Origin of the sequence: Rhizobium sp. L43 (assembly GCF_002531725.1) — a bacterium.
Classification (GTDB): domain Bacteria; phylum Pseudomonadota; class Alphaproteobacteria; order Rhizobiales; family Rhizobiaceae; genus Rhizobium.
Window position 1 is genome coordinate 194518 of the sequence record NZ_NWSQ01000009.1, and the last position, 12708, is coordinate 207225.

The following is a 12708-nucleotide window of genomic DNA, read 5'->3' on the forward strand; positions in this document are numbered from 1 at the left end:
TTTTTTATAGAACCTTCAAGGACGATACCGTTGACGAAGCCCGTTTCCTCCAGAGTCTGCCGCGATGTCGGCGCAGCAAGCGAATTGCTGAAGCTGATCGCCAACGCCAACCGCCTGGCGATCGTCTGCTATCTCATCGAAACGGAAGCCTCGGTCTCGGCGATGGAGGACGAGCTCGGCATCCGCCAGCCGACACTTTCCCAGCAATTGAGCGAGCTTCGCGAGGCCGGCGTGATCGAAGGACGCCGCGATGGCAAGGCGATCGTCTATCGTGTCATCGATCCGCGTGTCGAGACGATCGTACAAACGCTGCGGGACATGTTCTCCGGCCTCGACGATGTCACCGGGCGCTTCGGAATGACGAAGCTGCCGGTCGACGAAATGATGTTCGATTGAACCTGGGATGATCGACCTCTACACTTGGATCACCCCGAACGGCCTGAAAGTGTCCATCGCGCTCGAGGAGTTCGGCCTCTCCTATCGCTCCCATGCGATCGACATCACCAAGGGGGATCAGTTCCGGCCGGATTTTCTCGCCATCAATCCGGGCGGCAAGATCCCGGTCATCATCGATGACGAGACCGGCATCACGCTTGCCGAATCCGGCGCCATCCTACTCTATCTCGCCGAAAAGACCGGCCGCTTCCTGCCCAGGCAGGGTGCGGCCCGGCATCACACGATCGAATGGCTGATGTGGCAGATGGGCGGTTTCGGACCGACGCTCGGCCACGCCCCTTATTTCCTGACCTATAATAGCGGCCAAGCGCCTTTCGCGGAGGATCTGTTTCGCAAGGACACCCACCGTCTCTACGAGACACTGAACGCACGGCTCGAAGGCCGCGCCTATCTCGTCGACGATTATTCCATCGCCGACATGGCGGTCTGGCCTTGGGTCTCCCGGTTCCAACGTCATAAGGTCGACCTGAACGCCTTCCCTCACGTCAAGCAATGGTATCTCAGGCTTGCCGCACGCCCATAGGTCAGGCGCGGTTACGCCGTTCCGCATTTCACATCCGACATACCCCAGCCTTGAAGATCTCGTCGGCAATGCCTTTGCCGATTTCGCCGGCCGCGCTACCCCCCGATCAGGATGACCGCTATGATGCCGTTGGCGACTGTGCTGGCCGCACCATAAAGCAGGACAAGGGGCTGACGCGAAGCATTGGCTCCGCCTGAAACTGCGGCAGTTTGATTATTTTTTAATCACACCTATTTTTGCACAGTTTTCAGGCGGACACCTTGCTAAAATTGCTGCAGTGCGTCATGAATATAGCAATGACGCATCGCGATCTGACAATTCTGGTGATCGACGAAAATGCCATTCGCGCCTCTATCATCGAAGAAGGGCTGCGCGAGGCAGGGCATGCGCACGTCACCGTGGTCCATGAGGTCAACGGCATCGCCCGAATCATCGAAACGCTGATGCCCGACGTGATCATCATCGATATCGAAAATCCCAACCGCGACATGATGGAGCATCTCTTCCAGCTGACGCGCACGGTGAGCCGGCCGATCGCCATGTTCGTCGATCGCTCCGACACGGCCTCGATCGAGGCTGCCGTCGATGCCGGCGTCTCGGCCTATATCGTCGACGGTTTGAAGAAGGAACGCGTCAAGCCGATCCTCGACATGGCCGTTAGCCGCTTCAATGCCTTCAGCCGGCTGCGGCGGGAGCTTGCCGATGCCCGTTCGGCGCTGGAGGAACGCAAACTTATCGAGCGCGCCAAGGGCATATTGATGAAGATGCGCGGTCTGTCCGAGGAAGAGGCTTTCGCGCTTTTGCGCCAGACGGCGATGAACGAAAAGAAGAAGATGTCGGAAATCGCCCAGAGCGTTGTCACCGCCGCGGGACTGTTGATGTGATGGCGGGCCTCCTCAATGTCCGGAGGAAACCGGAGTGGATATGATGACGAACACCGCCAGTTCCGACGGCAGGCTGCCCTCGCCCGCGCGCGTCAACAACGAAGGACCGAAAGTGCTCAGGGCCGGCTTCATTCCGCTCGTCGATGCATCGGTGCTGATTGCGGCGGCGGAATTCGGCTTCGCGCAGAAGGAAGGCCTGACGCTCGATCTCGTCAAGGACGTTTCCTGGGCGAATGTGCGCGACCGCCTGGCATTCCGCCAGTTCGATATCGCCCACATGCTGTCGCCGATGCCCGTCGCCTCCATGCTCGGTCTCGGCTCCAATCCCTCGCCGACGATCACGCCGTTTTCGCTAGGACGCGGCGGCAATGCGATCACGCTGTCGACGCGGCTGTTCGACAGGATGCGCAATGACGCCGGTTTGCCGGAAACGGCAAACGCGCTCGACAATGCCCGCGCCCTGTCAAAAACACTGACGGCGATGAAGGCGCGCGGCGAGCCGCCACCGACCTTCGGGGTCACCTATCCCTTCTCCTCGCATAATTACGAATTCCGCTACTGGCTGGCGGCTGGCGGCATCGATCCCGACAAGGACGTCAAGCTCGTCGTCGTGCCGCCGCCGATGACGTCGGACGCGCTGGCGGCCGGCGCGATCGACGGTTTCTGCGTCGGGGCGCCGTGGAACATGGTGGCTTCGGAGCGCGGCCTCGGCCGCATCGTCGCCGCCAAACAGGACATCTGGCCGTCGGCACCGGAAAAGGTGATCGGCATGCGCCCGGATTGGGCGGAAAGCCACCCGGAGACCGTTTCCCGGCTGATCGTGGCGCTCGATGCGGCAGCCCGCTGGTGCGACCAGCCGGACAATCACGACGCGCTGGCGGCCGCTCTTGCCGACCCCCGCTATATCTCTGCCCCCGTCGAAATCATCCGCCGCGTGCTCGCCGGCGAATTCGCTCTCGACGCCAAGGGCAACCGCCGTATCATCGCCGATTATTTCACGTTTCATTCCGGCTTCGCCAATTATCCCCGGCCAAGCCAGGCGCTGTGGATTTACAGCCAGATGATCCGCTGGGGACAGGCCGAGGCCAGCCTCAGCAAGGCGCGGGCCGCCGCCTCCGCCTACCGGCCGGATCTCTACCGCACGGCTCTCGGCGACGCCAATGCACCTGATGATGCCGATATCCGCATCGAGGGCAGTGACGAGGGCGACCGTTTCATGGATGGCCACGTCTTCGATCCCAAGCGGCTGCCGGAGTATGTCGCAGGCTTCGCCGTCAGGAGCGCCCTGCCCTTTGCCGCCGGCGACGACGTCTGAACCATGCCGGCCTGCTCAAAACGCCAGCAAGGATTTGCGCCCACCTCGCGATATCCGCACAAAAGATTTGCATGTTTTTTGGCCGACCGAAAAACGGGCAAGCGGCCCACCTTTAAAAATACTGTTAATATTCAACCACTTGAAATGAAAACAGCAAACTGGCACGCAGCTTGCAAGGCTATTAGCGCACAGATCAACGGCGATCAGCGCAGAACGAGCGCACAATAGGCACTCGCAGCAGACAGAGACATCACGCTTCGCATCGAAGACGTAGATCTCAGTGACATAAATTCGGCGTCCAACGGCGGGCGCCACCAGCAAAGCCGCTGATCAGGATATTTCGCGCGCCTCGTGCATGCGCAGCCTGACCAGCGGCTTTTCGTTTTTAACCCCCAGCGATGGATCGGCACGACCTTGGTCGGGCCACGGAGAAGCCATGTCTGTCATCGAGAAAGTGCCGCCCATGTCCGCCGGCGAACCAGCCAAAGCACTGTGGATCTCCACGGTCGCCTTCACCCTCTGTTTCGCCGTCTGGACGATCTTTGCGATCATCGGCGTCCGCATCAAGCAGGAACTCAACCTGAGCGAGACCGAGTTCGGACTGCTTGTGGGCACCCCGGTTCTGACCGGTTCGCTCGTGCGCATCGTGCTGGGCATCTGGACGGGTCGTTATGGCGGCCGTCTCGTTTACACGCTGACGATGCTTGCCGCCGCAGTGGCAACCTTTCTGCTCTCCTACGCCCACACCTATACGCAGATGCTGATCGCCGGCCTCGGCGTCGGGCTTGCCGGCGGCTCGTTTGCGGTCGGCGTCGCCTATGTCTCGCCGTTCTTCCCGGCGGAAAAGCAGGGCACGGCGCTTGGCATCTTCGGCGCCGGCAATGTCGGCGCGGCCGTGACCAAATTCGCCGCCCCCTTCGTTCTGCTCGCCTGGGGCTGGCAGGCGGTCGCGGAGATCTGGGCCGTCTGTCTGGCCTTGATGGCCATCGTCTTCTGGTTCACCACATCAGATGATCCGGCCTTCCGCCTTCGCCGCGAGCGCGGCACTGCCTCCAAGAGTCTGGCCCAGGAATTCGCGCCGCTGCAGAATGTCCAGGTCTGGCGCTTCTCGCTCTACTATTTCTTCGCCTTCGGCGGCTTCGTCGCCCTGTCCTTGTGGCTGCCGCGCTATCTGGTCGGCGTCTATGGCTTCAACCTGGAAACTGCCGGCATGGTCGCCGCCGCCTACTCCATCCCGGGCAGCATCTTCCGGGCCTTCGGCGGCGTGCTGTCGGACAAGAAGGGTGCACGCAGCGTGATGTATACGATGTTTGCCGTCTCGGCCGTGGCCACCCTCATCCTGTCGCTGCCGACTGCGACCATCACGCCGGTCATCTTCATCGTGGTGATTTTCGTGCTCGGCTTCTTCATGAGCCTCGGCAAGGCTGCCGTCTTCAAGCACATTCCGGCCTACTACCCCGAAAACGTCGGCGCCGTCGGCGGCGTCGTCGGGATGATGGGCGGCCTTGGCGGCTTCATCCTGCCGATCGCCTTCGGCCTTCTCAAGGACATGACCGGCCTTTGGTCCAGCTGCTTCCTGCTGCTCTTCGCGATCGTCGCGATCTCGCTGATCTGGATGCACCTGTCCGTCAAGCAACTGTCGCGCCAGGGGCACTCGACGCCCGTGGCTGCAACCTGATCCAAGGACCTGTAAATATGACCGAAAAACTCGTTATCATCGGCAATGGCATGGCGCCCGGGCGCATGCTGGAGCACCTCCTCGAGCGGGCGCCCGGACGCTATGAAGTTACGATCTTCAACGCCGAGCCGCGCGTCAATTACGACCGCATCATGCTGTCGCCGGTTCTCTCCGGCGAAAAGGACTACGAGCAGATCATCATTCACGGTGACGGCTGGTATATCAAACACGGCATCATGCTCTACAAGGGCCACAAGATCGTCAACATCGATCGTGAAGCCAAGACCGTCACCTCCGACCACGGCGTCACCGAAAGCTACGACAAGCTTGTCATCGCAACCGGTTCGGTGCCCTTCATCATCCCGGTTCCCGGCAAGGATCTGCCCGGCGTCATCACCTATCGCGATCTCGACGACGTGCAGGCCATGCTGCTCGCCGCCCAGTCGCGCGAAAAGGCTGTTGTCATCGGTGGCGGCCTGCTTGGCCTGGAAGCGGCGGCTGGTCTTGCCCAGCGCGGCATGGACGTCACCGTGCTGCACGTCATGCCGACGCTGATGGAACGCCAGCTCGATCCTGCCGCCGGTTATCTCCTGCAGAAGGCGGTCGAGGAACGCGGCATCAAGGTCATCTGCAAAGCCAATACCAAGGCGATTATCGGCGACGGCCGGGTCGAGGGTATCGAGCTTGACGACGGCCGCATCATCCCGGCGACCCTCGTCGTGATGGCCGTCGGCATTCGTCCGAGTGTCGGCCTGGCGAAGGACGCCGGCCTGGCGGTCAATCGCGGCATCGTCGTCGACGCCGGCATGCAGACCTCCGACGGCGACATCTTCGCGCTCGGCGAATGCGCCGAAGTGGGCGGCATGGTCTACGGCCTCGTTGCACCGCTCTATGAAATGGCCCGGATCGCCGCGGCACATCTTAGCGATGATCGCTCGCCGGCTTTCGTTCACGCCGACACGCCGACCAAGCTCAAGGTCACCGGCATCGAACTCTATTCGCTCGGCGATTTCGCCGACGGCGACGACCGCGAGGAGATCGTGCTGCGCGATGCCAGCGCCGGCGTTTACAAGCGCCTGGTGCTGAAGGACAACAAGATCATCGGAACCGTGCTTTACGGCGAAACCGCCGATGGCGCCTGGTTCAACGACCTGAAAAAGAAAGCGACCGATATTTCGGAGATGCGCGAGACGCTGATCTTCGGACAGGCCTATCAGGGAGGGTCGCCGCTGGACCCTATGGCGGCCGTTGCAGCCTTGCCGGATGACGCGGAGATCTGTGGCTGCAACGGCGTATGCAAGGGCAAAATCACCTCGACCATTTCAAGCAAGGGGCTGACGTCGCTCGACGACGTGCGCGCCCACACGAAGGCATCCGCCTCGTGCGGCTCCTGCACCGGCCTCGTCGAACAGCTCATGGCGCTGACGCTCGGCGACAGCTACAACCCGGCTGCCGTTCAGCCGATGTGCACCTGCACCGAACTCGGCCATGACGACGTCCGCCGCCTGATCAAGGCCAAGGGCCTGAAGAGCATCCCTGCCGTCATGCAGGAACTGGAATGGAAGACCTCCTGCGGCTGCGCCAAATGTCGGCCGGCGCTCAACTATTACCTCGTCTGCGACTGGCCGGACGAATATGCCGACGACTATCAGTCGCGTTTCATCAATGAGCGTGTTCACGCCAACATCCAGAAGGACGGCACCTACTCCGTCGTTCCGCGCATGTGGGGCGGCGTCACCAATTCGAACGAGCTGCGCGCCATCGCCGATGTCGTCGACAAATTCGAGATCCCGATGGTGAAGGTGACCGGCGGCCAGCGCATCGACCTGCTCGGCATCGAGAAGGAAGACCTGCCCGCCGTCTGGGCCGATCTCGGCAAGGCCGGCTTTGTCTCCGGCCAGGCCTATGCCAAGGGTCTGCGCACGGTGAAGACCTGTGTCGGTTCGGACTGGTGTCGCTTCGGCACGCAGGATTCCACCGGTCTCGGCATTCGCATCGAGAAGTTCATGTGGGGCTCCTGGACGCCGGCCAAGCTGAAGATGGCCGTCTCCGGCTGCCCGCGCAACTGCGCTGAGGCAACCTGCAAGGATATCGGCGTGATCTGCGTGGATTCCGGTTTCGAGATCCATTTCGCCGGTGCAGCCGGTCTCGACATCAAGGGCACCGAGGTGCTCGGCCTGGTGAAGACCGAGGACGAGGCGCTGGAGCATATCGTGGCGCTGACGCAGATGTACCGCGAGCAGGCCCGCTATCTCGAGCGCATCTACAAATGGGCCAAGCGCATCGGCCTGGAGGAAATCCGCCGCCAGATCATGGGTGATGCCGAAAAGCGCAAGGCCTATTACGACCGCTTCGTCTTCTCTCAGAAATTTGCCCAGGTCGATCCCTGGTCGGAGCGTGTTTCCGGCAAGGACAAGCACGAGTTCAAGCCGATGGCGACGATCGGCTATCCGCAGGCAGCCGAGTAAGGAGATGGACATGAACTGGCCCAATGAAAACTGGCATCCGATCGGTGACATCTCCGACATTCCCTTACGCGGTGCACGCTGCGTGAAGACGCCGCAGGGCAAGATCGCCGTCTTCCGCACGGCCGAAAACGAGGTCTTCGCCATCGAGGATCACTGCCCGCACAAGGGCGGTCCGCTCTCTCAGGGCATCGTGCATGCCAAGGCCGTCACCTGCCCGCTGCACAATTGGGTGATCTCTCTCGAAACCGGCAAGGCGCTCGGCGCCGACCAGGGCGAGGTGCGGACCATACCGGTCCGCAACGAGGACGGCGCCCTCTTCATCGCGCTCGAAAGCCTGATGATGGCGGCGGAATAAATGGCAGCTGAGGTCAAGACCACCTGTCCCTATTGCGGTGTCGGCTGCGGCGTTATCGCCACGGTCGACGAGGCCGGAAGCGTCAGCGTCAAGGGCGATCCCGAGCATCCGTCGAATTTCGGCCGGCTCTGCTCGAAGGGGTCGGCGCTTGCCGAAACCATCGATCTCGACGGCCGGCTTCTCTACCCCGAAATCGCAGGCGCGCGCAGCGGCTGGGACGAAGCGCTTGACCTGGTCGCCCGGCGTTTCTCCGAAACGATCGCCGAATACGGGCCAGATTCCGTTGCCTTCTATGTCTCGGGCCAGCTGCTGACCGAGGATTATTACCTTGCCAACAAGCTGATGAAGGGCTTCATCGGCTCGGCCAATATCGACACGAATTCAAGGCTCTGCATGTCTTCGTCGGTGGCGGGACACCGCCGCGCCTTCGGCGCCGACACGGTGCCCGGGACCTATGAGGATATCGAACTTGCGGATCTGGTGATCCTCACCGGCTCCAACCTTGCCTGGTGTCATCCCGTCATCTACCAGCGGCTTGCCGCCGCAAAGACGGCGCGGCCCAACATGCGGATCGTCGTCATCGATCCGCGCCGGACGATGACATGCGATATCGCCGACCTGCACCTGGCGATCCGCCCGGATGGCGACGTCGCGCTGTTCATGGGACTGCTTGCCCATCTCGCGACAAGCCCGGCGATCGACCAGAATTATATCGCCGCCCATACGGAAGGTTTCGGCGAAGCTTTTGCGGCGGCGGCAGCACTTGATATCAACGATCTCCTGGAACGCACCGGGCTGCCGGCCATGCAGATCCGGGAATTCTTCCGCCTGTTCGAGACGACGCCGAAGGTCGTCACCTGCTACAGCCAGGGCGTCAACCAATCCTCCTCCGGCACCGACAAGGTCAATGCCATCCTCAACTGCCATCTGGCGACCGGCCGCATCGGCCGTCCCGGCATGGGGCCGTTCTCGCTGACCGGCCAGCCGAACGCCATGGGCGGGCGCGAGGTCGGCGGCCTTGCCAATATGCTGGCAGCCCATATGGCAATCGAAAATGCTGACGATCGTGACCGCGTGCAGCGCTTCTGGAACTCGCCGGTCATCGCCGCCAAACCCGGCCTGAAGGCGGTCGACATGTTCCGTGCCGTGGCCGACGGGCGCATCAAGGCGCTCTGGATCATGGCCACCAATCCCGTCGTCTCGATGCCGGATGCCGACAGCGTCGAAAGCGCGATCGCCGCCTGTCCCTTCGTCGTCGTCTCGGACATCCTCAAAGAGACCGATACGGCCCGGCACGCAGATGTGCTTCTGCCCTCGCTCGGCTGGGGCGAGAAGGACGGCACCGTCACCAATTCAGAACGGCGCATTTCCAGACAGCGGCCGTTTCTCGGGCTCCCCGGCGATGCCAAGGCCGACTGGTGGCAGCTTGCCGAAGTCGGACGCCGGATGGGCTTTGCCGCCGCTTTCGATTTCGACGCGCCGGCGGAGATCTTCTCCGAACACGCCGCCCTTTCCGCCTTCGAAAATAACGGCAGCCGCGATTTCGATATCGGCGCGCGCGTCGGCGTGAGTGGCGACGTCTATGACGCGCTGTCGCCCTTCCAGTGGCCGCAGGCGGCTGGGACCGAACCCGGCGTCACCCGCTTCTTCGCCGAGGGCGGTTTCTACCATGCCGATGGCAAGGCGCGTTTCGTCGCGGTCAAACCGCCCGAAACCAACCGCACCAATGCCGACTACCCCTTCACTTTGAATACCGGGCGCATCCGCGACCAGTGGCACACGATGACGCGAACCGGAAAGAGCGCGCGGCTTTCCGCCCATATCGCCGAACCCTTTGCCGAGATCCATCCGCGCGACGCGATCGAGACCGGCATATCGAGCGCCGGCCTCGTCGAGATCGACAGCCCGCATGGCAAGGCGATCGTCCGGGCGCTGGTCACCGATCGCCAGGCCCGCGGCGGCATCTTTGCGCCGATGCACTGGAACGACCAGTTCGCGGCCAAAGCACGGATCGACGCCGTGGTCGCGCCGATCACCGATCCCGTCTCCGGCCAGCCGGCATCGAAGAACGTCGCCGTCGCCGTCCGCCCCTTCCGCGCCACGCATTACGGTTTCGCCGTCTCGGCGACAAAACCGGCAACACCGGATGCCGCCTATTGGGCGCTGGCGAAAGCCGATGGCGGCTGGCGGCTGGAGCTTGCTTTCGGTGAAGCTGTGGAAGACTGGACGGCCTGGTGCCGGGCGGTCTTCGCCATTCCCGATGAAATCGAGCCGCTGGGTTATGCCGACCGGCAATCCGGCGACCTCAGGCTCGCCTTCTTCGACGGCGAGACCCTGCTTGCCGCGCTGTTTCTTGCCCGCGAGCCGGTTGCCGTCGCGCGCAACTGGGCGATCTCGCAGCTCACCGTCGCCCACGGCGATCTGCGGAAACGCTTTGCGCTGGTCGCAGGCCGCCCCGGCGCCGGCAGGCCGGACCCGGGCGCCACCGTCTGCTCCTGCTTCAGTGTCGGGGTCAACCAGATCGCTGCCGCCGTGCGCGGCGGATGCCACAGCGTCGAGGCGGTCGGCAAGGAAACCAGCGCTGGAACCAATTGCGGCTCCTGCCGCAGCGAAATCGGCAGCATCATCGATCGCTGTCTGGCTGCCGCCGCCGAGTGACGGCGCAAAGGAAGCGATAACGCGGCCGGACCGATGTCAGGCCGCGTTGGGAACGATCAGCATGTTGCGGTCGGCGGAGATGCGGACCGAAATCTCGTCATAGGATGAGAGGGTCGGATGTGAGGTTTCGATCTTGTCGTGATGGGTCGCGGTCACGACCATGACATCGGCGCCGGCCGCCTCGCCGGCGGTGATGCCGGCTTTGACATCCTCGAACACCAGGCAGTCCTGGGTGCCGACGCCGAGGCGTTCGGCGCCCAAGATGTAACATTGCGGATCGGGTTTTCCGACCTTGACGTCCTCCGCCGTCACCATGAATTTCGGCACCGGCAGGCCTGCTGCCTCCAGCCGCCGATGGGCAAGGCGCAAGGGCGAGGAGGTGACGATCGCCCAGCGATCGGGCGGCAGTGCGCTCAGAAATGCCGCTGCACCCGGGATGGCCACGACATCGCCGACATCGGCGATTTCCGCCTCGGTCACCAGCCTGGATTCATGTTCGGGATCGACGCCGGGCAGGTTCAGCCGGGCGATCGTGTCGACGCCGCGCGATCCATGCGTCTTCGGCAGAAAGGCCGCGACATCGAGCCCATGACGCCTTGCCCAGTCGCTCCATACACGCTCGGCGGCCCGGATCGAATTGAGGATGGTGCCGTCCATATCGAACAGGAAGGCGGCATAAGGCTTCTCGAAGCCGCGGGGCATCGGCAGGGACAAAGGCGGATCCTTTAAGGAAGAGCATCGGATGGTTGTCGCTATCGCCCGATGAAACGGCAAATCGCCGCCTTTTGCAAGCTTTGGCAGGGACGGGCCGGTCTATACAGCGCGGCAAACCTTGGTCGCATGCATCAACGAAGCAGCTTCAGTGAACCCGTCAGCGAGCGGATCCACTTCGTCGGACCGGCAAGGCCGACGCCGTCTATAGTTTCCGAAGACAGGTCGCGTTCCGGGATCGAAGCCTCGTAATCGGCATAGACGTGCAGGGCGCGGGCAAAACGCGGGAACGGCACGACCAGGGCTCCGTCAGGCGCCGGCAAGGCCTTCAGCAGCAGCGACCTCAGATCGGCGGCCGCCGCCTGCAGTACCGGCACAGGCTTGTTGGCGCTGACATGAAATATCCGGCCGGCTTGGTCGCTCAGCCGCGTACCGGCAAGCGCAGGGGCCGCAGCGCCGAGGCCGATCGACAGCACGGCGACGGTATTGGCGAGTTCGCCGGCCGGCAGCCCCGGCTCGACAATCACCGCGACACGCCAGTCCTCACCCGTCATCCCTCATTCTCCCTTCCTCGTTCGACCTCCCCAACCTATCGAAAGCCATGGAAATATCCTGCCTATTCCTGTCGTCTCGGCCGCGATTTTGGTAGGATCTTCCCGAATATCAATAAAACTGGAAAGGGCTTACCGTGGAATTCGAGCCGGGAGATATCCGCATATTGAAGGCACTGCAGAGCGAAGGACGGCTGACCAACCAGGAGCTGGCGGAACGCGTGGGGATGTCGACCTCGCCCTGCTGGCGCCGAGTGAAGCGGCTGGAAGAGTCCGGTGTCATCCGCGGCTATCAGGCTCTCGTCGATCGGCGCGCCGTCGGCCTCGGCGTCCTCGCCTTCGTGCGCGTGCAGATCGATACGCATTCCCACGACGAGGCCGAGCGCTTCGAGCGCGAGGTCGACGAGCTGGAGGCGGTCATCGCCTGCTATTCCGTCGCCGGCGAGGCTGATTTCCTGCTGCAGGTGGTCGCCACCGATCTCGACAACTATGCCGAATTCGCCATGACGGTGATCCGCCGCCTGCCCGGCATCAAGGAGATGCATACGATGTTCGTGCTGAAGGACATCAAGGCATCGACAATTCTGCCCGTGCAGCTATCGGCCGCCGGTCGTTCGCGCTGAAGCGCAGACCTTGCTTCCCAGGCGGCCCTGAAGAGGCGGCTAAAAAGCCGTGCTGGCGGTGGCGATCAAGTTCGCAGGAGAGGCGGAGGCCAATCTGGTCATAACACTGTTCATCGCGGCCGCCGGCGAGTTCCAGCCCGGCGGGCGCGTCGGCGCGCAGAGTGGTCTGTGTCGTCGGGTCGATGCGCATCGGGACGGCGGTCCATAAGGAAGGGCGGCTGAGGTCGATCGGGGAAACAGCGGCCTTCTCCCCGCCCACGGCAGAGGATGCGATTGCCATGCCGCATGCCGTCAGAGCGAGCGCGAGCGCAATCTGCAGACCAAGATCTGCGGCCTCGCGAGGGGAAACGAACATAGCGGCCTCATGCTGCTGAATTTGGCGTTTCATCAGGTCACTAAGGCAGGCAGCGGCGGCGATCCAGCGGCTTCGGCCGTTAAGGTTTATGCGTAACCATGCAAGGCCGGCGTGCAGGTTTTTCGCGAATT

At 62.8% G+C, this 12708-nt stretch carries 11 protein-coding genes and 1 pseudogene; 9 read left to right on the plus strand and 3 right to left on the minus strand.

All coding sequences use genetic code 11. From position 1 onward, the window contains the following. The first annotated feature begins 30 nt into the window (after positions 1-30). The 8 genes from CO667_RS14135 to CO667_RS14170 all read left to right on the plus strand — a co-directional run bounded on the left by CO667_RS14135 (position 31) and on the right by CO667_RS14170 (position 10337). Positions 31-396: a metalloregulator ArsR/SmtB family transcription factor gene (locus tag CO667_RS14135; RefSeq protein WP_029873049.1), complete on the plus strand. Its 366-nt coding sequence runs from the start codon at positions 31-33 to the stop codon at positions 394-396. A 7-nt stretch (positions 397-403) separates the two neighbouring features. Further along, positions 404-979 carry a glutathione S-transferase N-terminal domain-containing protein gene (locus CO667_RS14140; protein ID WP_097618961.1) on the plus strand — a complete coding sequence of 192 codons (576 nt, stop codon included), beginning with the start codon at positions 404-406 and terminating at the stop codon, positions 977-979. A gap of 296 nt (positions 980-1275) precedes the next feature. Beyond that, positions 1276-1863: an ANTAR domain-containing response regulator gene (locus tag CO667_RS14145; RefSeq protein ID WP_047614717.1), complete on the plus strand. Its 588-nt coding sequence runs from the start codon at positions 1276-1278 to the stop codon at positions 1861-1863. A gap of 34 nt (positions 1864-1897) precedes the next feature. Further along, positions 1898-3178: a CmpA/NrtA family ABC transporter substrate-binding protein gene (locus CO667_RS14150; RefSeq protein ID WP_179874139.1), complete on the plus strand. Its 1281-nt coding sequence runs from the start codon at positions 1898-1900 to the stop codon at positions 3176-3178. Positions 3179-3614: 436 nt separating this feature from the next. Beyond that, positions 3615-4856, plus strand: a complete 1242-nt coding sequence (locus CO667_RS14155) for a nitrate/nitrite transporter (RefSeq protein WP_097618962.1) — start codon at positions 3615-3617, stop codon at positions 4854-4856. 17 nt (positions 4857-4873) lie between these two features. After that, positions 4874-7324: a nitrite reductase large subunit NirB gene (gene nirB, locus CO667_RS14160; RefSeq protein ID WP_097618963.1), complete on the plus strand. Its 2451-nt coding sequence runs from the start codon at positions 4874-4876 to the stop codon at positions 7322-7324. A 4-nt stretch (positions 7325-7328) separates the two neighbouring features. Beyond that, positions 7329-7679 (plus strand): nitrite reductase small subunit NirD, encoded by a 351-nt coding sequence (nirD, locus tag CO667_RS14165; RefSeq protein ID WP_097618964.1) that lies wholly within the window; start codon positions 7329-7331, stop codon positions 7677-7679. Next, the gene (locus CO667_RS14170; protein ID WP_097618965.1) at positions 7680-10337 is read left to right on the plus strand and encodes a nitrate reductase; all 2658 of its coding nucleotides are present in this window, start codon (positions 7680-7682) and stop codon (positions 10335-10337) included. A gap of 36 nt (positions 10338-10373) precedes the next feature. On the opposite strand, the gene CO667_RS14175 is transcribed toward CO667_RS14170, so the two are convergent. Further along, positions 10374-11051 (minus strand): HAD family hydrolase, encoded by a 678-nt coding sequence (locus tag CO667_RS14175; protein WP_097618966.1) that lies wholly within the window; start codon positions 11049-11051, stop codon positions 10374-10376. 131 nt (positions 11052-11182) lie between these two features. Further along, positions 11183-11602: a DUF2000 domain-containing protein gene (locus CO667_RS14180; RefSeq protein ID WP_097618967.1), complete on the minus strand. Its 420-nt coding sequence runs from the start codon at positions 11600-11602 to the stop codon at positions 11183-11185. A gap of 134 nt (positions 11603-11736) precedes the next feature. On the opposite strand from CO667_RS14180, the gene CO667_RS14185 reads away from it, so the two are divergent. Beyond that, positions 11737-12222 (plus strand): Lrp/AsnC family transcriptional regulator, encoded by a 486-nt coding sequence (locus CO667_RS14185; protein ID WP_097618968.1) that lies wholly within the window; start codon positions 11737-11739, stop codon positions 12220-12222. Positions 12223-12261: 39 nt separating this feature from the next. Here CO667_RS14185 and CO667_RS14190 read toward each other — a convergent pair. Continuing rightward, positions 12262-12577, minus strand: a pseudogene (locus CO667_RS14190) (hypothetical protein). Positions 12578-12708 lie beyond the last annotated feature (131 nt).

What these genes read in the sequence shown, in the direction of transcription:
- CO667_RS14140 (WP_097618961.1), top strand. Translation starts at nt 404, where the DNA reads ATGATCGACCTCTACACTTGGATCACCCCGAACGGCCTGAAAGTGTCC.
- CO667_RS14145 (WP_047614717.1), top strand. Translation starts at nt 1,276, where the DNA reads ATGACGCATCGCGATCTGACAATTCTGGTGATCGACGAAAATGCCATT.
- CO667_RS14155 (WP_097618962.1), top strand. Translation starts at nt 3,615, where the DNA reads ATGTCTGTCATCGAGAAAGTGCCGCCCATGTCCGCCGGCGAACCAGCC.
- nirB (WP_097618963.1), top strand. Translation starts at nt 4,874, where the DNA reads ATGACCGAAAAACTCGTTATCATCGGCAATGGCATGGCGCCCGGGCGC.
- nirD (WP_097618964.1), top strand. Translation starts at nt 7,329, where the DNA reads ATGGACATGAACTGGCCCAATGAAAACTGGCATCCGATCGGTGACATC.
- CO667_RS14170 (WP_097618965.1), top strand. Translation starts at nt 7,680, where the DNA reads ATGGCAGCTGAGGTCAAGACCACCTGTCCCTATTGCGGTGTCGGCTGC.
- CO667_RS14180 (WP_097618967.1), bottom strand. Translation starts at nt 11,602, where the DNA reads ATGACGGGTGAGGACTGGCGTGTCGCGGTGATTGTCGAGCCGGGGCTG.